This window comes from Schaalia canis (assembly GCF_003858455.1).
GTDB lineage: Bacteria > Actinomycetota > Actinomycetes > Actinomycetales > Actinomycetaceae > Pauljensenia > Pauljensenia canis.
In genome coordinates, this window is the sequence record NZ_RQZF01000001.1 from 215791 (window position 1) to 236040 (window position 20250).

The 20250-nt window shown below is 57.6% G+C and carries 18 protein-coding genes; 2 read left to right on the forward strand and 16 right to left on the reverse strand.

Features of this window, described 5'->3' with window-relative positions:
* The first annotated feature begins 52 nt into the window (after positions 1–52).
* Positions 53–1033 (forward strand): class I SAM-dependent methyltransferase family protein, encoded by a 981-nt coding sequence (locus EII11_RS00905; protein ID WP_124867650.1) that lies wholly within the window; start codon positions 53–55, stop codon positions 1031–1033.
* A gap of 36 nt (positions 1034–1069) precedes the next feature.
* Here the strand turns inward: EII11_RS00905 and ybaK are convergent, their stop codons facing one another.
* The 3 genes from ybaK to EII11_RS00920 all read right to left on the reverse strand — a co-directional run bounded on the left by ybaK (position 1070) and on the right by EII11_RS00920 (position 5039).
* On the reverse strand, positions 1070–1582 hold the full coding sequence (ybaK, locus tag EII11_RS00910) for a Cys-tRNA(Pro) deacylase (RefSeq protein ID WP_240622997.1): 513 nt from the start codon (positions 1580–1582) through the stop codon (positions 1070–1072).
* Positions 1583–1644: 62 nt separating this feature from the next.
* Positions 1645–3339 carry a GTPase gene (locus tag EII11_RS00915; RefSeq protein WP_124867654.1) on the reverse strand — a complete coding sequence of 565 codons (1695 nt, stop codon included), beginning with the start codon at positions 3337–3339 and terminating at the stop codon, positions 1645–1647.
* Positions 3336–5039 (reverse strand): dynamin family protein, encoded by a 1704-nt coding sequence (locus EII11_RS00920; protein ID WP_124867656.1) that lies wholly within the window; start codon positions 5037–5039, stop codon positions 3336–3338. Before EII11_RS00920 ends, EII11_RS00915 begins: the two co-directional genes overlap by 4 nt.
* Positions 5040–5398: 359 nt before the next feature.
* Between EII11_RS00920 and EII11_RS10435 the strand changes: the two genes are divergently transcribed.
* Positions 5399–5761, forward strand: a complete 363-nt coding sequence (locus tag EII11_RS10435; protein WP_165867015.1) for a hypothetical protein — start codon at positions 5399–5401, stop codon at positions 5759–5761.
* Positions 5762–5836: 75 nt separating this feature from the next.
* Here the strand turns inward: EII11_RS10435 and hisS are convergent, their stop codons facing one another.
* The 13 genes from hisS to pdxS form a co-directional block, all read right to left on the reverse strand.
* Complete coding sequence (gene hisS / locus EII11_RS00925; RefSeq protein ID WP_124867658.1) at positions 5837–7183, reverse strand: histidine--tRNA ligase; 1347 nt, start codon at positions 7181–7183, stop codon at positions 5837–5839.
* A gap of 106 nt (positions 7184–7289) precedes the next feature.
* Positions 7290–8015, reverse strand: a complete 726-nt coding sequence (locus tag EII11_RS00930; RefSeq protein ID WP_124867660.1) for an MBL fold metallo-hydrolase — start codon at positions 8013–8015, stop codon at positions 7290–7292.
* 1 nt (position 8016) lies between these two features.
* On the reverse strand, positions 8017–9315 hold the full coding sequence (locus EII11_RS00935) for a DUF349 domain-containing protein (protein WP_124867662.1): 1299 nt from the start codon (positions 9313–9315) through the stop codon (positions 8017–8019).
* Between the two features lie 227 nt (positions 9316–9542).
* A complete protein-coding gene (locus EII11_RS00940) occupies positions 9543–11891 on the reverse strand; it encodes a RelA/SpoT family protein (RefSeq protein ID WP_124867664.1) in 2349 nt (782 codons plus the stop codon).
* 223 nt (positions 11892–12114) lie between these two features.
* Complete coding sequence (locus EII11_RS00945) at positions 12115–12651, reverse strand: adenine phosphoribosyltransferase (protein WP_124867666.1); 537 nt, start codon at positions 12649–12651, stop codon at positions 12115–12117.
* The gene (gene secF, locus EII11_RS00950; RefSeq protein WP_124867668.1) at positions 12648–13751 is read right to left on the reverse strand and encodes a protein translocase subunit SecF; all 1104 of its coding nucleotides are present in this window, start codon (positions 13749–13751) and stop codon (positions 12648–12650) included. Before secF ends, EII11_RS00945 begins: the two co-directional genes overlap by 4 nt.
* Positions 13751–15685 carry a protein translocase subunit SecD gene (gene secD, locus EII11_RS00955; protein WP_124867670.1) on the reverse strand — a complete coding sequence of 645 codons (1935 nt, stop codon included), beginning with the start codon at positions 15683–15685 and terminating at the stop codon, positions 13751–13753. Before secD ends, secF begins: the two co-directional genes overlap by 1 nt.
* A gap of 43 nt (positions 15686–15728) precedes the next feature.
* Positions 15729–16127, reverse strand: a complete 399-nt coding sequence (locus tag EII11_RS00960) for a preprotein translocase subunit YajC (RefSeq protein WP_124867672.1) — start codon at positions 16125–16127, stop codon at positions 15729–15731.
* Between the two features lie 184 nt (positions 16128–16311).
* Positions 16312–17382, reverse strand: a complete 1071-nt coding sequence (ruvB, locus tag EII11_RS00965; RefSeq protein ID WP_240622998.1) for a Holliday junction branch migration DNA helicase RuvB — start codon at positions 17380–17382, stop codon at positions 16312–16314.
* Positions 17375–17968: a Holliday junction branch migration protein RuvA gene (ruvA, locus tag EII11_RS00970; RefSeq protein WP_124867674.1), complete on the reverse strand. Its 594-nt coding sequence runs from the start codon at positions 17966–17968 to the stop codon at positions 17375–17377. Before ruvA ends, ruvB begins: the two co-directional genes overlap by 8 nt.
* Positions 17969–18091: 123 nt before the next feature.
* Positions 18092–18721 carry a crossover junction endodeoxyribonuclease RuvC gene (ruvC, locus tag EII11_RS00975; RefSeq protein ID WP_124867676.1) on the reverse strand — a complete coding sequence of 210 codons (630 nt, stop codon included), beginning with the start codon at positions 18719–18721 and terminating at the stop codon, positions 18092–18094.
* A 37-nt stretch (positions 18722–18758) separates the two neighbouring features.
* Positions 18759–19352: a pyridoxal 5'-phosphate synthase glutaminase subunit PdxT gene (gene pdxT / locus EII11_RS00980; protein ID WP_124867678.1), complete on the reverse strand. Its 594-nt coding sequence runs from the start codon at positions 19350–19352 to the stop codon at positions 18759–18761.
* Complete coding sequence (pdxS, locus tag EII11_RS00985; protein WP_124867680.1) at positions 19346–20248, reverse strand: pyridoxal 5'-phosphate synthase lyase subunit PdxS; 903 nt, start codon at positions 20246–20248, stop codon at positions 19346–19348. Before pdxS ends, pdxT begins: the two co-directional genes overlap by 7 nt.
* Positions 20249–20250: the final 2 nt, after the last annotated feature.

Sequence of the window (20250 nt, forward strand, 5' to 3'; positions counted from 1 at the left end):
CGACCTCCACTGCATTGCAGATGACACCAGAAACGCCGGCCAGTATGCAGGCATGGGAGGACCACTCACAGGCGCCAACCTCTACGCACCTTTCACCGCCGCAGGCAATATCACCGGCACCAGTGTTACAGCACTCCTTTCCCCCGCTGACGCCTCCACCACAGACAGCACCACCGCAGCTTCCAACGCTGCCACTGACTCAACTGCCCCGCCCCGTCACCTCACCGACGCCCAAGCTTTCCTTGATGAGCCCATCACAGAAGGTTTCCGCCACATCGTCCGCTACTGCAGTGATAGCCTCGGCATTCGCGAACGCAAAGACGCAGTCAACGCACTCATCACCGACCACCTGCGCCAACGCCACCACAACGGGCACGCTCTTGACACGATGACAATGCTCAGCGTCGGTTGCGGGACAGCGCTACCTGTTCTCGAAGCGATGCGGCAGCTGTATGACGACTACGGGCATTGTCCGCGCTTAATCCTTCTCGACCAAGATCCAGTTGCCTTAAAAGCTGCTGAAGAGCTCGCCGCCCGGATGGGCCTAGCAGAACGTATTGAACTTCAGTGCCACAGCCTCTTTACGCCACGCGGCACGCTGCTCAACCTCGCCACGGTTCTTAAGGGTCGCATGCTTGATGTTGTGGAGGACTCCGGCCTGCGCGAATACCTGCCCGACACTATCTACGTCCACCTCACGCGCGCCAGGATGCGGGCCCTCGTCCCAGGAGGGCTCATGGTGACGAGCAATATGAATGTGAACCGCCCTCAAAAAGAGTTCCTCCGCGGACTCATGGGATGGCCCATACCCGTCATCCACCGCACGATCATGCAGGGCGTGCGCCTCCACGAACGCGCAGGAATCAGCGCTCAACAGCTCCGTATCCAGGTCCTCCCCAGCGGGGTTTATACGGTGTTCAGTGCAACGACACCTCACGCTCAGCTTCTATTGGTTGTCCACCAGGCAGTAGTTGTTGTAACACCACAAGATTTCGCCCCTGGGCAGTGCACCGTCACGAAGTTCGAGTTCTAGTGTGTTGCTCCTTGGGGGCCAGGTTTTCTCCTCCCTTCAGGAACGAGGCTCCCCAATGGGCGCAAAAATTGCCTTCGTGAGATCAGCTAGGTCAGCGGGAGCGAGTCGGATTGATAGCGTCCGCTTCCCACCCGAAATGACGAGGTAGTCGCGTAACTCAGCATCAGCGTCAATGACCGTTCGCGCCGGGGTGCGTTGCCCAAGGGGAGAGATACCACCTGTAACGTAACCGGTGAGGCGCTCAGCTTTGGCTGGATCCATCATCTGCGCATGTTTAGCCCCCAGAGCACGGGCAATCTGCTTGAGATTCAACAGGCGGTCTGCCTGGACGATCCCGACAGCAGGTTTTCCGTCAGCTTCAACCATGAGGGTTTTGAACACAGCCTGAGGATCAACCCCCAACACGCGCGCAGTATCGAGGGCATAGCCGCGCTCCATGATGCGCGAATGCTCGTACTCAAAGAGATCGAACTCAACGCCGCTCTCTTCCAATACTCGCAAGGCGGGGGTACCTGCGCGTCCTTGCTTGGAGGCCATCTTTTTCACCATGGTCTTGCCCTTTATTTCCTGCACGACTTTCAAAGTGTCTTCAGGTTACGTTAGCGGCCGACCTACTCCCCCACCAATGCCTCAACAACTGCCACCTGGCGCGCATGTTCAGCCATCAGGGGCTCGCCAATGTGGTCCTTCGCGACTTCAGCAACACTACGTTGCAGGCGGCCTCGTGCAAGGGCACCGCGGCGTTTGGCACCGATGCGCCCTGCAATGCCAGCCGCTGTGGCAATGATGAGGGACACGGCGATCCCGCCAGCAAGTAACCATGTCGGCACTGGAACTATCCCCCACTGAGGTGCGCCAATATCCACCAGAAGGAAGTGCTTCACCAGGTGAATAACGGCCAGCCATCCTCCGCCGATGATGGCCACCAGCCACGCTAACCATTGAAGCAAGTCAGCGGCCTTCCACCAGCTTGGGGTAGCTGCCATGCCCAGATCAGTGCGGGCAATACCTCGCTGCAAGGCATCTGTCAGACTCTCAGCTCGGTCACGGGCAATACGGCGAATACGCTGCGCCCACTGCTCTGGACGGCCTTGCGCAAAGCCCTCCACCGAGTGCCGCAAAGCAACAGACACACCTGAGGGCCCCATCAGTCGTGACAGGTCGACGTGGGTCATGGACGCTTGGCGTCCGTCTCCCGAAAGATGAAGGCGCTTGAGCGGGTCAATCCGTAGGCTGCCCAGCCAGCGCAGAGGAAGCCAACCACATGTCTTCACCTGACGATGACGATAGGCCGCCCGCACGGCCTTTGCCACACCGTCAACTGCCTCTGACTCAGCAAGAGCCAAACCCAATGCCTCGTGGACGTCCTTTCCTTGCTGGGTTGGCTGCCAGGCTCCCGCAGCACCGTTCTTTCCAGGCGTGCCATGCCCCAGGTCAAGTTCCTGGCGTAACTGTGCACGCAGGGCATCAAGATCAGCATGTAGAGTGACAGCGTCGTCTCGAACGCGCTGCGCCCGCTCCCCTAGCTGTGCGACAAGCTCTGCGATGCCTTCCCCGGTGAGTGCCGATGTCTCAACAATGGTGGGAGTCTCTAATCCATCCTCTTGCAGTAACCTGGTCAGGCTTGCGCGAACAGTCTCGCGTTCGTCAACTGTCAGGCGATCCACCTGATTGAGAACCACTATCACTGATTGTGCACGCGCCGCCATCGGAGCAATCCACTCGTTATGAATAATGGCGTCAGCATATTTTTGTGGGTCAACCACCCACACAACAATGTCGACGCGTTCGTGCAGTCGACGGGCAAGTTCCCCATTCGAGCGGTCCACCGAGTCAATGTCAGGCACATCAATGAGGCACACGCCGGCGGGTAGTCGGCCCGGTTCTGGGATTTCGACACGTTGAGTTACCCCAGCCCAATCCAACAAGGCTCCGATGCCGGCGCCTTCGCGTTCACCTGGCGTTGCAGCATCGTCCTCGTCAATCGGGGCCACGGCCGCTAGTGGCAGACGGGTAGTCGGCCGGATAACGTCGGTAGCTGCCAACTGAGCGCCCGCAACAGCGTTGAAAATACTTGACTTTCCAGATCCCGTAGCCCCGACAAGAGCCACAATCACACTAAAAGGATCGAGGCTATCGCGTGTGCTCACGCGTTGCATAACAGCCTTGGTTGCTGCCATTTTTTCGGGCGAGAGATCCTCTTCCAGGGCGTACAATAGATCGCTCAGCGAGGTGACTCGGGTGCGAAGTGCTCCGGCGGGCAGCTCTAGTGCATGGGCGGGGCGAGAGGAGCGGCGTTGCGTCATTGCATGACCTCTTTCAAAGCGCTCTCAACCGTGAGTGATGCAGTCTTGGATGTCTGGAGGGCCTCACGATTGTCAGTGGTTTGTTGTGCCATGGTGTCGCGAATGCCTACCACCATCTGCTCGCACGCTTCGGCAAGATGCTCACGTAGGAGTTCCTGAGCGCGTTTCGTCATCGTGCGAACAGCTTGATCACCGAATACCGCTTCAAGAAGCTTTTGTGAGACTGCCGCACTGGCACCCGCTACGCCAAGCTCCATGCCGGTAATACCGCCGGTAGAGGCGAAGATGACAATCATGAGCGCAACGGCGACCACATTCACACCAATGGCCATAATGCGTGCCCCCGTGCGTTTTGACGCTCCCTGCGTGCGGACAATCTCCAACAGCTCAGCCTGCCACTGATGCGTAAGGTCGGCTGCTAAGTCGCGAGCATTCGGAGCAGAGGTGGCCGTCGGAAGGAGCCGTGCGAGCCATTGGTCAGACTTCCATGCGCCCTCAGCATCCTCGCGTAAACGCATGAGCTCATCTTCAATGAGGGTCGTTAATCCGGCTTCAAGTGCATCCTCAACGGGTGCGACAGGCGCGGGCTTACCGGTCAAATAACTCGTAATACGATCTCGGACGGCAGCGACGGTACGTGTCAAAGATCGTGTAAAGTCCGCGGCACCAACGATTTCCTGCCAGCGGGCAACGACCTCGCCCCGCAAAAGTGTGCCATCTGCAGTGGCTTCTGTCAGGCGAAGAAGAGTGGTGTCAACCTCATGATCGAGTAGCTGGTGTCCGCGTGCCCGCAACGCCTCTTCAGCTTCTTCAGCGACACGCACCTCTTGCGCGGAGTGGAGAACTTGAGCAACTGAGGCAGCTACCGCGCGTTGGGCAACCTCAGCACGGGTCTGAGCATCAGCGGCCTGTTCTTTCAGCCAGTCGAGGACAGGAGCCACCTCCCCTTCAGTGAGCCGAGCATCTTCCAACTGCTGTTCCTCGATGACGAAAAGTGGAGCTTTTGTCAGTCCTTGTGCCCCCATGAGTCGGGTGAGATCAGCGGAGACTTGTTCGCTTGCACCTTGCGGGACGCGGTTGAGGACGATCGCGACGAGGACGCCACGCGCTGCTGCCGGGCCAAGCACAGACCAGGGAACAGCATCGGCGTAGCGCGCTGCAGTAGTCACAAACACCCACAGGTCTGCGGCATCGAGCATCTGACGTGCCAGTGCGCGGTTTTCGTCAACAACGGAATCCACGTCGGGCGCATCAAGGATTGCCAATCCTTCCGGCAGAGTGTCGGTGGGACGCAGCTCAAGGTGAGCGGGTGTGCCGGCCTCGTGAGGGGCGGGCGGCCCGCTACGCGCCATTCGCGGCAATGCCGACAGGATCGTTGAGTTCATGAACCACTCCGTGTCCTCGGGCCGATGTGCCAGCACGGGATGGCGGGTTGTCGGACGGACGACAGATGAGGTTGAGAGATTCTCTCCCACCAGCGAGTTCAACAGCGTGGATTTGCCTGAGCCGGTCGAGCCGCCGATCACACACAGTAAGGGGGCGTCGGTGGCCTCCAGACGAGGAAGAACGTGATCGTCAAGAATACGCAATGCGCGCGCAGACGCTGCGGCACCAGCAACGGAGGCGTCAGTGGCAAGCTCAAAGGAGGTATGAGCAAGGGCCTGCCGGAGGTGGCGGAGGGCGGAAAGTGAAGTGGTCATCACTTCGAGCGTACACGGCAAAGATGCGATTAGCGCAGGAAAATACCTTAGCGTCCCCTGAGTTCTTAGAGTATGCGAACACCTTTACGGCTAGAGTCAGGGCGTATCGAAATGACGGCAGAAGCTCTCCAATAAGGTAATTTTTACGCATGAACAAAATTACGCACGAGCCGGAAGCCATTTCCCTCCAAAAGGACACTCAAGCTCTCATACCTGCGTCAACGTCCGCTACTGTGTGAGAAGAAAACCATCGTGAGAATGATGTTGTAGTTCATGCACCCTCACTTGGTTCTTTCCATGTTGTCTCGCCAGAAGATCGAAGACAGCATCTAGTTTTCATTCAAGGCATTATTGACCGAATGGCTCGTACTTCAGCCAATATCAAGGGATGGCTCCTACCTGTAGTGACAGCCTCCTATGGCTACGCGCTCACAACATCCACCGTCAACGTAGCCTTACTTGGTATCACAGCAACCCTAATATTTGCATACATGGATACGGGATGCCTTGCAACGGAGCGTCGCTATCATCGTCTGTACGAACTGGTCGCGGCAGGCGATTCTTCGGTCAGGCCATTCTCCCTTAACTATGAGGAACACAAAAACCTCCAGAAGATACGCGCAAAGGACCGTTCAAGTGCTTTGTTTAGCTGGTCTATGTTGCCTTTCTACGGCTCGATGCTCGCGGTGGGACTTACCGTTTTAGGACGACTTGCATGGTGAATACAGTGGCACTAAAAAGGTGGTGGGAGCCTTAAAATCGGCTCCCACACCCTCTCAACGAATCCTCACGCCTATTCAGCACACCTCAACGCGAGGCGCTAAATCCTCCTGCGCGGGCATCCACTGATCAGCGACAGCCTCAATCTGCTCACCGCTGCGAATATCCTTCACAGTATCGGCCTCGCCGTCAGCACCGGGGAACCACACAAAAGGAATACCCCGCTTGTCAGCGAACTTAATCTGCTTGCCAAACTTCGCCGCTGTTGGTGCCACATCGCAGGGAATACCTCGCCCACGCAAGGCAGTGGCAACCGCATCCGAACGGTGGCGGTCGGCCTCGTCAGTCACGGCAACAAGAACAGCGGCGGGAACCTTACGCGAAGCTCGCAATACCGGTGCCGAAATCAGTCGCGATACCAGACGGGATACCCCAATCGACAGGCCCACACCCGGGTAGGTGCGCTTACCATCCGTTGCCAGCGAGTCATAGCGGCCACCCGAACAGATCGAGCCAAGGTCTTCGTGACCTTCCATGACGGTCTCATAGACCGAACCGGTGTAGTAATCCAGACCGCGGGCGATCTTCAGGTCAGCAACCACCACACCAGGCAGGCGCAGTTCAGCAGACTCCAACAGGGCACAGAGCTGATCGACGCCCTCTTCAAGCAGTTCCGAAGAAAGGTCAAGGCCAGCAATCCCCTGTCGAATCTCCTCTGCAGAAGCTGAGCGAATCTGTGCCATTGCCAGCAGCGTTGCAGTCTGCTCAGCGGTGATGCCATTGCCTGCCAGTTCTGCGGCAACGCCCTCAGGCCCAATCTTGTCGAGTTTATCCAGGCCACGCAGCGCAGCCTCAACATCGGTGACGCCCAGAGCTTCGCACACGCCCTGGACGACCTTACGGTTGTTCACCAGCACCGTTACCCGTGGAATGGGAAGCGTCGAGAGGGCTTCAGCCATGACCAAAGGCAGTTCGACCTCGTAGTGGAAAGGCAGCTCGCCCATGCCAACCACGTCAATATCGGCCTGCGTGAACTCGCGGAAACGACCATCCTGAGGGCGCTCGCCACGCCAGACCTTCTGGATCTGGTAACGCTTAAACGGAAAATCGAGCTCATTGGCATTCTCGATCACGTAACGGGCGAAAGGCACCGTCAAGTCAAAGTGCAAGCCCATACGACGTTCCTTCGATGAGCGTCGCCCAGCTTCTGCCTCTTTCATAGCCTGAAGGCGGTCAAGTACGTAGATCTCCTTGGAGGTCTCGCCCTTTGATTCAAGCTGTTCAAGTGTTTCCACGGCGCGGGTCTCAATCCCGGCAAACCCGTGCAATTCGAAAACATGACGCAGGTGGTCGAGGACGAACTGTTCGACAATGCGCCCTTCGGGCAGCCATTCAGGGAATCCAGAAAGAGATGTACGTGCCATTGTTCTATTCTTTCATGCCACACGGCGGGCAGGAAAAACACCAGCATGTGGCGTTCCTCCGCCCGCCTGTAGCAAACGTTTGTCTGTGGACTACTCTCGCTCAGCGTCAGCCAATTTGGCGCGCCCGCGAAAGGTAGGGATTCGTAGCGATTTCCTCAGCCAAAGTCGTCACCGGGCCGTGGCCAGGAATCATGAAGGTTTGTGGGTCCAAAGCATTGGAAATCGTGCGCAGACTGTGACGCATCTGCGTCTCGTCCCCACCCGGCAAGTCCGTGCGCCCCACTGAACCGGCGAAAATGACATCGCCTGACAGTGCCCATGGAACCGGCGTTGTTGATGAGGTCACCTCACGACCATCAACCACAACAGTAATGTCGCAGTGGCCAATGAATACTGCTGATCCTTCGGTGTGGCCGGGTGCGGGCACCATCTTCATCCAGAGCCCATCAAGGAGCTCCACCGACCCCGCAGGAAAATCTCTCAAGTCCTCAGGTTTGCGCCACTCCCCCAGCATCGCCGTGATTTGGGGCGGAGCGGGAGTGTGCGCCAGCGGATCATCCATGCGGTAACGGTCTGGTCCGGGAATATAGACCGGGACCTGGCTATCGTCCTCATTTAACGAGGCCGCAGCAGCAGCTTCCCACACGTGGTCAGCGTGTCCGTGCGTGCATAAGACGGCGCCGACGGTGCGTTCCTCGTCTGCGAGGATTCGTGCGATTGTGTCGATAACGCCCGCGGACGGGTCAACGACACAAGCGGTCGTTGACCCGTCCGGGACGATAATCACGCAATTCGCGGCATAAAAAGGTGTCGGAATAACGTGCAGACGCATGTCAGGCCATCGTGGATCGAATCTGTTCCAGCCACGCCTTCTTGGTGGCCAGAGCCTCGGCAAGGTCCTTAGCACGCTTAGCGTTACCGGCTTCTTCAGCGGCCTTCAGATCGGCCTCAAGCTGAGCGAGCTGATCTTCAAGCTGTCCAAGCATGCCTTCGGCACGGGCGCGGGTCTCCGGGTTGGAACGCTGCCATTCCTTCTCTTCTGCCTCACGCACAGCATCTTCAACAGCTCGCATACGTGCCTCGACACGGCCTCGTTCAGCGGAGGGAACAAACCCGATCTCATCCCAGCGATCCTGGATGTTATGCAACAGGGGCTTGACTGCTTCAAGATCAGTGACGGGCAGCAGAGCCTCAGCCTCGACAAGAAGGGCTTCCTTCGCCTCAAGGTTCGCGCGGTATTCCTCGTCAGTTGCCTCGTCCTTTGCGCGGCGAGCGTCGAAGAAGACCTGCTGGGCGGCACGGAAGCGCGCCCACAGTGCGTCATCATCCTTGCGGGTGGTGCGAGGAGCGGCCTTCCAGCGGTCCATCAGGGCGCGGTAGGCAGCGGTGGTTGCTCCCCAGTCGGTTGAGGACTGCAGCGCTTCAGCCTCAGCAATAATTGCTTCCTTGATAGAGCGCGCCTCAGCCTGTGCTTTGTCCAGGGCTGCGAAGAACTGGCGGCGGTTACGGTCGAACTGAGTGCGTGCGCTTGAGAAGCGCTTCCACAGTTCATCCTCCACGGACTTTTCCAGGCGCGGGCCCGAACGTTGCAGGCTCTTCCATTCATCGAGCAGGTCACGCATGGTCTGGCCAGATTGCTTCCAGTGAATGCGCTCAGGTGCTTGAGCGATGATGGCTTCAGCCTTCTCAACAACAGCGGTACGAGCGGCGAGGGCAGCTTCCTTCGCGGCCTTTCGCTCTTCACGAGCGGCTTCCTTGCGTTCTTCTGCGCGGGTTGCAAGCTCGTCAACACGGGCACGCAGTCCCTCAAGGTCACCGAGGGCTGCAGGTTCGCGCACAGCTTCACGGATTGTCGCGAGGGTCTGGTCAATGTCCTTCGGGGTGAGGGTGGCGAGACGATCTTCGAAGAGCTTAATGGTGGCCTTCAGATCCTCGAAGCGGCGCACGTACATGGCGAAGGGGTCTTCGGGAACATCGTCGGGGTATCCGCCGATAAGGCGTTCCTCCTGACCGTCACGCACGTAGACATTGCCGTTTTCGTCAATACGACCAAACTCGTGGGTCGCAGGAAGTGTGGCGTTGGTAGTTGCTTCGGTTGTGGTTTCTTCAGGAGTGTTAGGCGTCGTTGTCACGATGTTCCTTCATGAGACGAGGGCGGTAAACCACCCAAGCGCGTTGGTGGGCACTCAGGTTCAGGTCCCGGTACCCGCACAGTACAGGTGCGCCAGCGTGTGGCACAACTCCTATTCTATGGCCTTTTCGTCCCTGAATACGACACAAGCGTCAAATAGCGATATAACATTCCCGCCACAATCACCGTCTCTGCTCTCAAACACGGACTTTTGGCTGGGCCTCGCACTCATTCGTCGAGGTTTTGTCCCCGCACTCGTCGTTCGGTGCCCGTCCGACGTGTTGCTTCGAAGACGCCATCAACACGGCGCAAAGCAGAGAGCACAGCGTTGAGGTGGCTCATGTCAGCGAGTTCAAACGAGAAGCGTGCGCAGGCAACCTGATCTGCCGAGGTTACGGTCGATGCCGTCAAAATATTGACCTTGTAGTCAGAGAGCACCCGCGTGAGATCTGAAAGCAGTCCCGCACGGTCCAGTGCTCGGGTCTCAATCTGCACGAGGTACTGTCCCCCAGCACCCTCATCGTTCCAGGAGACTTCAACGAAACGCTCGGGGTTGAGCTCACTCAAACGCATGGCATTTTGGCAATCCTCATGATGGACGGACACGCCCTGTCCTCGCGTGATGAAGCCACTAATCGGGTCCCCCGGGACTGGGGCGCAGCATCGAGCGAGTTTGACCCAAATATCATTCGAGCTCATCCCTGCAACGGTCACACCTGAGGCTGACTGTGTGCTCTTTTGAACGCGAGGTGCTCCCAGAGTCACGCCCTCGGAGAGCGTCTCTTCCGTCCCGTCACCACCACCAAGGTTTTCAACAAGTTTGTTGACGACGTTCTGAGCGGAGATATGGTTCTCCCCCACTGCCGCGTACAGCGTAGTGACATCGGGATATCCCAGCGCATTCGCAACCGAAAGGATCGACTCGTGGTTCATCAGGCGCTGCAGGGGAAGGTTCTGCTTGCGCATCACCTTGGCAATGTGTTCCTTACCTGCTTCAACAGCCTCTTCGCGGCGTTCCTTGGAGAACCATGCCTTAATCTTGGATCGGGCACGCGGCGAAGCCACGAAGGCAAGCCAGTCGCGTGAAGGACCGGCTTTGTCAGACTTCGAGGTGACGACCTCAACCGTCTCACCCGACTCAAGGCGCGTATCCAAGGGGACAAGACGACCATTCACACGCGCCCCCACCGTCCGGTGGCCGACCTCGGTGTGAACGGAATAGGCAAAATCGACAGGCGTCGCCTTCGCCGGTAGGACAACAACCTCACCCTTGGGGGTAAAGACGTACACCTCATCGCCAGCAATCTCATAGCGTAGGGAGTCAAGGAACTCTTCGGGATCGCCGGTTTCGCGTTCCATCTCGATAAGGGAACGCAGCCAGTTCATCTGTTCGTCTGCGCTCATGCGGTCCGCATCATCACCCGAGGCTGAGGTTGCGTTCGGGTTCTGTTTGTATTTCCAGTGCGCTGCAACGCCATTTTCTGCGCGCTCGTGCATCTCGTAGGTGCGGATCTGGATTTCGACGGGTTTACCGCCTGGGCCTACCACTGTCGTGTGAAGAGACTGGTAGAGGTTGAACTTCGGCATGGCAATGTAATCCTTGAAACGCCCGGGAATGGGGTTCCAATGTCCGTGCAGAGAGCCCAGTACGGCGTAGCAGTCTTTGACGGATTCAACAAGGACGCGGACTGCTACCAGGTCAAAGATCTCGTCGAAGGCTTTCCCTCGGACGATCATCTTTTGATAGATCGAATAGTGGTTCTTTGGTCGTCCCCCAACCGTGCCTTGGATACCCGCACGCCGAAGATCATCTTCGATATGGGAGATGACATCACGCAGGTAGGTTTCTCGTTCGGGGGTGCGTTCCTGGACCAGACGGTCGATTTCTTCGTAGATCTCAGGGTAAAGCGTCTTGAAAGAGATCTCTTCCAGTTCCCACTTAATGGTGTTCATGCCCAGGCGGTGAGCTAGCGGCGCGTAAATCTCAAGGGTTTCTCGAGCTTTACGCTGAGCTGATTCCTTGGGAACAAAACGCCAAGTGCGCGCATTATGCAGGCGGTCGCCCAGTTTGATGAGGAGCACGCGGATGTCACGGCTCATCGCCACAATCATTTTTCGGAGAGTCTCAGACTGAGCATTTTCCCCGTAACGAACTTTGTCGAGCTTCGTGACACCATCAACGATCTGAGCAATTGAGGCGCCAAAGTCGGCAGTGAGTTCTTCAACGGTGTAGTCAGTGTCCTCCACCGTGTCATGTAGGAGCGCTGCCACGAGGGTGGGAGTTGTCATGCCCATCTCGGCAAGAATCGTTGCCACGGCCACGGGGTGAGTGATGTAGGGCTCCCCCGATTTGCGCATCTGCCCGCGGTGATAGAGCTCAGCCGTGGCGTAGGCACGTTCAATGACGCTGACATCGGCCTTGGGGTGGTTTGCCTTCAGAGCACGCAGGAGCGGTTCGATTTCAGGGAAAGCCGTATTTCGCGGGGTGCGGCCGCCGAACCACACCAAACCCGAGCGCACCAACGAACCTGCGGCTGGTGCTTTTCGGGGCGTCGTCTCGTTGCGTTGCTCAGTCATTTTCCTATGATAACCGCCACAGGAATGAATCAGTGCCATTGCCCATGAATGAGAACTTCCTCGCGCTCTAGCACTCGTAGGGCTGTGGCACTAGTGGTGACAAGGCCATGCCGAGAAAGATCCAGAACGAGAGAAGTTGAGGGTGTGGGCGGAATAATCCACCCACACCCTCTCGCGTTGGTCAGGGGGTTTACACAGTGTGATAACCCCAATCCCCTACGTGTTAGAAGCGAACCGCCGAATCAACTTCGATGCCCTCAAGCTTTGAGCGCCCATCGAGGTCTACAAGTTCTAGGAGTACCGCTACGCCAGCTACCTCGGCGCCGCAGTTACGCAACAGCTTCACAGAAGCTGCGGCCGTGCCCCCCGTAGCCAGCACATCATCGACAACGAGGACACGCTGACCATCCTCAACCGAGTCAGGACGTAGTTCCATACGAGCTGTGCCGTACTCAAGGGCGTAGTCGACACCGATGACTGGGCCAGGCAGCTTACCTGACTTGCGAATCGTCACCATTCCGATCCCAAGTGCCGTAGCCAGCGGAGCAGCAAGGATGAATCCTCGTGATTCCAGGCCGGCAACGGCGTCGATACGACCGCGGTAGTGGTCGGCCAAGAGTTCGATCAGTCGGCCAAAAGCCGGGCCGTTAGCAAGCAAGGGAGTGATGTCACGGAAGAGGACACCTTCTTCGGGGAAATCAGGGATTTCACGAAGATTAGTGGTGACCAGTTCGGCGATCTCAGGGCTGAGTGTGCTCATCGCTTCTTCTTCTTTCGGGAGGGCTGAGCGCGGTTAGGGAGACGCTGACCGGCGGTAATAGCACCCTCAGGGGCGTCCTCGGTGAGCGAGACAGCAAGATTCTCTGCAACAGACTCACGTCCAGCACGTCGCTCACGAGCACGTTCGACAAGAGCGTTGTGTTCACGGGTACGAGCACGACGTTCCTCAAAAACAACCAGCAGTGTGGAGGCAATGAAGATTGACGAGTAGGTACCGGCGATCATGCCGACAAAGAGAGCCAGGGAAATATCAATCAGAGTACCGGCACCAAGCAGGTAGTAGCCGATGAAGAGAATGGCACCAACTGGCAGGAGAGCCACGATCGAGGTGTTGATTGAACGCACCATGGTCTGGTTGACAGCAAGGTTGACGCGTTCTCCGAAGGTGTAGCGCTTCTGGTCCCACACATCGACTGTCAATTCACGCACCTTGTCAAAGACAACGACCGTGTCGTAGAGCGAGTAGCCGAGAATCGTAAGGAAGCCGATGACGGTGGCTGGGGAGACCTCAGCTCGCACCAATGCAAAGAAAGCGACGGTGACAAACACGTCGTGAAGCAAGGCGACCATTGCCGACAGGGACATCGTCCATGAGCGGAAGTAGATCGTCATCAAGGCCGAGACAAGCGCCAGGAAGATCACCAGGGACAGGGCGGCCTGGTAGGTGACGTCCTTGCCCCAGGACGGGCCGATCGACTCGTACTGAACGCTGGTGGTTTCAACACCGTAGGCAGAAGCAAGAGCCTCGCGCATAGAGTTAGCGGCATCCGGCTCAAGAGCTTCTGCTTGGACACGCATGGAGTCCACACCAAGGGAGGTGACACGAATATCGCCAGGCAGTTTTTGTTCTGCGGCAACATCACGAGCGATTTTTTCGGAGGTGTCCGCCACACCCACAACGGTGAACTGTGAGCCGCCGGTGAACTCAATCGAGCGATTGAGTCCAAAAATCGCAACGATAAGTGCGGACACAACCAGAATGGTGACGGTGACAGCGACAAAGCGGCGACGGTTATCAATGACCTTGTAGGACTTCTCGCCGGAGTAGAGGGCGTTGCCCCACTGAGCGAAACTCATCATCACTTCTCACCCTCTTCAACAGATCCATTGGAGGCGTCATGCGCCTGAGCAGCCAGGCGCTCCTGGCGGCGCTGTTCGGCCAGGGATACGCGCTTTCCCTCACCCGTACGCAGGGGTTCACGGACGGTTACGCGTCCACGGCCTGCGTAGGTAATCCCGGTCTTGGCACCAAGGTGTTCAGGGTCCAGACCAGAGAGTTTGTGGCCATTGCCGAAGAAGGGCAGTCGGATAAGAAGCTCCATCATTGGGTGCGTGAAGAGGAAGATCACGACGAGGTCAACGATGGTGGTCACACCGAGTGTGAACGCGAACCCTTGCACGCCGCCCACAGCAAGAACGTAAAGCACAACGGCGGCGACAAGGTTAACGGCATCGGAGATCAAAATAGTGCGCTTTGCGCGATCCCAGCCCTCGGAAACGGCTGCACTCAGAGGGCGACCGTCACGCACTTCGTCACGGATACGTTCAAAGTAGACGATGAAGGAGTCAGCCGTAACACCTACCGACACGATCAGGCCCGCCACACCCGAGAGGGAAAGACGATAGCCGATCAACCACGAAAGAAGGGTAATCACCAAGTAAGTGAGCAGGCCAGCCACCAGTAGAGAGGAGGCAGAAAGCAGCGCCAAACCACGGTATTGCCACACCATGTAGACAACAACCAAGATCAGGCCAATCAGGCCCGCCCAAATGCCCTTTTCCAGGTGCTCAGCACCCAGGGTGGCGGAAATCTGCTGCTCGGACTGCACCTCAAAGTTCAAAGGCAAAGAGCCAAAGTTGAGCTGGTTCGCCAGTGCCGCAGCAGACTGAGGCGTGAAAGAACCGGAAATCTGAGCGTTGCCGTCGGGGATGATGGCATTCATCGAAGGCGCGGTAATAATGCGTCCGTCAAGAACTGCGGCGAAGTGATTGCGTGCTGCACCTCGACCGTATCGGCCACCTTCTTGGTCTTCTTGCAGGTCGTAGAGTCGCTTCGACGCCTCAGCGAAAGCGGCGGTCCCCTCAGAATCGAAGGTCAGATCAACGCCCCATTCACCGGTGGGTTGTCCCTGGTTGTTGTAGATCATTCCCGCTGATGCGCTCGAAAGCAGCGCACCTGAAACATCCACAGGGCCAAGAATGAACTTGGTGAAGCCATCAGCGTCACAGGTGACGAAGGGCTTAGCAGGATCGGACACCGCACGCTTGGTACGAGCTTCCGATGAGGTGCAATCCAAGGTGAGGAAGTCGTATACGGCCTGCTCGGTGATCCACTTCAGATCGGAATTATTTTCTGGGGTTTCGCTTGGCGTGTCAGCTAGTTTGCCGTCACGATCCACGTCCGCGATCTGCATGGCTTCTTCTTCCGATGCGATCACCGGAACGAAACTGGGTTCACTTTGGGGCGAATCCGCACTAGCAGCAGACTGAGCGGTATCGTCGCTGGGCGTTGCTGATTGAATGGCGTCTGCAGATTGTGCACTGTCGGCACTTTGAGCGGTCTCACCCGACTGAGCGCCATCAATTGCTGGTGCAGGCTGTTGTTGGCCGGTGGTGACCGCTGGTCCGACCTGCAGTACCGGGCGGAAGTCCATCTGAGACGAAGAACGAATCAGATCAAGGGTTTCCTGGGAGGGAGTACCCGGTAGAGCAACGACGATATTGCTGGTTCCCAGAGAGGTGATTTCAGCTTCGGCCACACCGGATGCGTCAACACGTTGACGAATGATGTTAATAGCCTCTGCGATGTCTTTCTCTGTGACTTCACGGTCGTCAGCGGCCGTGGAGACGGGGGTAAGGATGAGTTGCGTACCGCCCTCAAGGTCGAGGGCAAGTAGCGGAGTGTAGGACGCTCCCTGCGTCTGATGTCCTGCAACCAGAGCGCCGATGGAGGCGATGACTGCGACAAGCAGCACGAGGAGCGAACGCACGGGACGACGCTTCTTAGACGACACGTTCTAAACCTTCAGATGATGTTGTGTGACGGGGTGCGAATAATCAGTGCTTTGACTGGTCGGAGGGATCCGTATCGGTGGGATCAGAGTCGAGGCCGAGCACAGGCTCTTCCTCATCATCAATCGTCACCGCATCGGCGGCATCAAGCTCCGGAGCGAAGGGAAGATCGCCGACCTCGCGAATCATCGAACGCTCCCAGTACATCTCAGTACCGTCAGCAGTTTCAAGAATCACGATGTCACCGTCGGTATCAACGTAGCGAGCCCACAGTCCGACACCGGTCTTTACCCACACACCTGGCACGAGGCTCTCATTCAGGAGACGCTCCCGCTCAGCCTGCTGTTCCATCATCTTCTTTCGGCCACGCGAGCTCATAATCATCATGACGACAAGCAGACCGAGCAAAATGATCAGCAAGGGGTTGTTGGTCAGGAACTCCATTACGAGAAACCTCTTTTCTCAGCAGAAAATAGCTGCGCGGACAATCCGCACCACATTGCAGTCTAGTCCCCCACGCCGATTCTGTATGCATCACGCAGGTATGTGAGAACTGTGATGTCGCTTGTATCTCAACGACAGCCAGCCTCACGCCCTAGACTCTCCGCCTGTGCGGGGGTGGCGCCTCTCAGGAGAACAGTGTGGCGTCTTGGGGAGGAACCAGACCAAGATGTTGCCATGCCTTCTGCGTCGCGGCACGACCTCGCGATGTTCGCATGAGGAATCCTTCCCGCACAAGGTAGGGCTCAGCAACGGTTTCGACTGTCTCAGCCTCCTCCCCCACCGTCACCGCGAGGGTTGTCAGGCCTACAGGGCCACCGGCAAAGCGCTGGCAGATTGTTTCAAGCACCGCTCGATCAAGACGATCTAATCCGTAGCGGTCAACTTCGAATAGTTCCAGGGCGCCCTGAGCTGCTGCAAGAGACAGACAGCCGTCTCCTCGAACCTGGGCAAAATCAACGACTCGTCGGAGGAGGCGGTTAGCAATTCGTGGAGTCCCGCGTGAACGTGACGCAATCTCATGGGCAGCTTCTTCATCGATAGGGGCTCCTAGGAGTCCGGCTGAACGCCTGACGACCAACTCAAGGTCGGCAACATCATAAAACTCAAGATGAGCAGTGAATCCGAAACGATCGCGAAGAGGGGCCGGCAGTAAACCTGAACGAGTTGTTGCACCGACAACCGTAAAGGGAGGCAACGTGAGAGGGATTGAGGTCGCACCAGGGCCTTTACCCACAACAATATCGACGCGGAAATCCTCCATTGCGAGGTAAAGCATTTCCTCTGCTGTACGTGCGAGACGGTGAATCTCGTCGATAAACAAGATATCGCCCTCTTGGAGGCCTGACAGAATAGCTGCCAGGTCTCCCGCATGTTGAATGGCAGGCCCTGAAGTCAGGCGCAAAGATGTGCCCATCTCCGCAGCGACGATCATTGCAAGCGTTGTTTTGCCCAAGCCTGGAGGCCCTGCAAGCAACACATGGTCAGCGGGAACACCTCTGGCTCGTGCGGCGTCAAGAACAAGTTGAAGCTGGTCGCGGACAATAGGTTGCCCCACGAAATCTGCGAGCCGTTTGGGGCGGAGGGCGGCCTCGGCAGCGCGTTCGAGGTCACCCGCGTCAGGGGCAACAATCCGCAGCGTGTCATTATCGGGCACGTCAGCCGCAGTGTATCCGGGAATATCAAAGCTTTCAGCCACGTTGACCTCCTAGCTTCACAAGTGCGGCGCGGAGCAGGTCTGAAGCCCCCAAACCTTGACCTGCCAACGATTCCAAGGCTTTAGAGGCAATAGCATCGCTCCAGCCTAATTGGATGAGGGCCGCCTTCACCTCGGCGCTGGCTTCGTCTTGTGCTGCGGGCGTACTCAAGGGGTCGATGTGGGCGGGAATCCCTAATTTATCGCCAATCTCAAGCACCATGCGTTGTGCTGATTTCTTCCCCACACCAGGAATACGTTGAAGGGTAGCAACATCAGAATCTCGCACCGCACGACGTAAGTCATCGGGGCTGAGAACAGACAACGCGGCAAGTGCGGTACGTGGACCGATACCTGAAACTCCCAGGAGGCGCTCAAAAACCTCACGTTCATCAAAGGAAGAGAATCCATACAAGGTCATGGAGTCTTCGCGAACAATCATTGCAGTGTGAACAACGACTTCAGCACCCTTGCTCATTCCTTGTGCCGCAGTAGGGGTAACGTGAACACTCCAGCCGATACCGCCGACCATCAGGATGATCTGGTCGAGTCCAACATGCTCAACCGTTCCCTTAAGCTGTGCGATCACCCGTGATGTCCTTTCTACCCCTCACTACACGCCATGGGCCATAAACACCCAATGCGAACATATGTACGATACTAGCGTCTGCAGGCTAAGTTCTGAGCGATGACACTACAGGGCATGAGATTCTTAGCCTTTGCGTAGACGCGGATCCACAGCGCCCGTGCGTCGCTGCGCTGCCTGAGCCTCGGCCCAGGCCCGTTGTGCAGGCGTCATTTCACCACGGGCCTGAAGCTTGCCTGAAATAGACACCGAAATCTGCGAATCATCCCCCGCCCCAAGAAGGCCGTTCCCTCTCCACGCATGACAAATAGCAATCGCCAAAGCATCGGAGGCATCAGCAGGTTTCGGCGCTTGAGCTAAACCCAGCACCCGAGCCACCATGTGCTGTACTTGCGCCTTGTCAGCAGTACCACTGCCCGTAATGGCTGCCTTGACTTCAGACGGAGTGTGGACGGCCATAGGCAATCCCGCCCGGCCGACGCAGACCATTGCCGCGCCCATGACCTGCATTGTTGTGGTGACGGACTGCAGGTTATCTTGAGCAAAGACCCGCTCGATAGCGACAACCTCTGGTTGGAAGCGTTCAATAACAGCATCGATGGCATTGGCAATATCTCGGAGACGCAAGTGGGTTGCCATATCCGTAGATGAGCGGGCAACACCAACATGTACGAGGCTCGCGCGCCGTGCAGCATCAACATCAACAATGCCGATACCACAGCGCGTCAAACCAGGGTCAATTCCCATCACGCGCATGACGCCCTCCCCTCGTTGTCAGACGAAATCTTCACGCTCAGCGCGATTGGCACATGCTGACGAAAAGATCGTGCATGCGATGGTCCCCACCCACTTCAGGATGAAAAGAAGTCGCCATGACTACACCAGAGCGCACCGCCACCACGGGGCCAGCCGGATCGTTACCTGCACGAGCAAGCACCTCGACACCCTCACCAATACGCTCCACCCACGGTGCACGGATAAAGACGGCGTGGAAGGGGCCATCTTCAACTCCACGCACATCCAGATCTTCCTCATAGGAATCGACCTGGCGGCCAAAAGCATTGCGTCGCACGGTGATATCCATGGCGCTGAAGCTTTTTTGATCGGCACGTCCATCAAGAATCTCTGAGGCGAGCATGATCATGCCAGCGCAGGTTCCCCACACCGGCAGTCCTGCATCGATCCGTTTCTTCAGGGGCTCGTAGAGTCCGAAAGAAACGAGAAGGTTAGAGATTGCGGTTGATTCGCCACCGGGGATAATGAGCCCGTCAAGACCGTCAAGTTCGCGCTCGCGTCGCACTGACACGGCGCGGGCGCCGGATTCCTCCAGCGCCCGCATGTGTTCGGCGACGTCACCCTGAAGGGCAAGAACACCGATGGTCACCATCCGCGCTCCGCAAGGCGGTGAGAGACGGGAACATCGTCGACATTGATACCCACCATGGCTTCACCCAAACCGCGCGAAACCTCGGCAATCACTGAGGGATCGTCATAGAAAGTGGTGGCCTTGACGATTGCCTTCGCACGCTCCGAGGGGTTGCCGGACTTGAAGATACCCGATCCCACGAACACGCCCTCAGCACCAAGCTGCATCATCATGGCAGCATCGGCGGGGGTGGCGATACCACCGGCGGTGAAAAGCACGACGGGGAGCTTGCCTTCGCGGGCAACCTCGGCAACCAGTTCGTAGGGAGCCTGTAGTTCCTTGGCTGCCACGTAGAGTTCATCCTCGGGCAAAGACGTGAGGTGGCGGATCTCGTCACGGATCTTTCGCATGTGAGTGGTGGCGTTGGAAACGTCACCGGTTCCTGCCTCGCCCTTGGAACGAATCATGGCGGCACCCTCGTTGATACGACGCAGAGCCTCACCGAGGTTGGTGGCGCCACACACGAAGGGAACAGTGAAGTTCCACTTGTCGATGTGATGCTCGTAGTCAGCGGGGGTGAGCACCTCGGACTCGTCAATGTAATCAACACCGAGGGACTGCAGCACCTGAGCCTCTACGAAGTGACCGATCCGCGCCTTAGCCATCACAGGGATGGAAACCGCGTTGATGATCTCATCAATCAGGTCGGGGTCGGACATGCGTGCGACGCCACCCTGAGCACGGATATCGGCGGGAACGCGCTCAAGTGCCATCACGGCAACGGCACCAGCATCTTCAGCAATCTTGGCCTGTTCAGCGGTGACAACGTCCATGATCACGCCGCCCTTGAGCATGTGGGCCATGCCGCGCTTGACGCGGGGGGTACCGACCTCGCGGGCGGTGGTGGATTCAGACATGC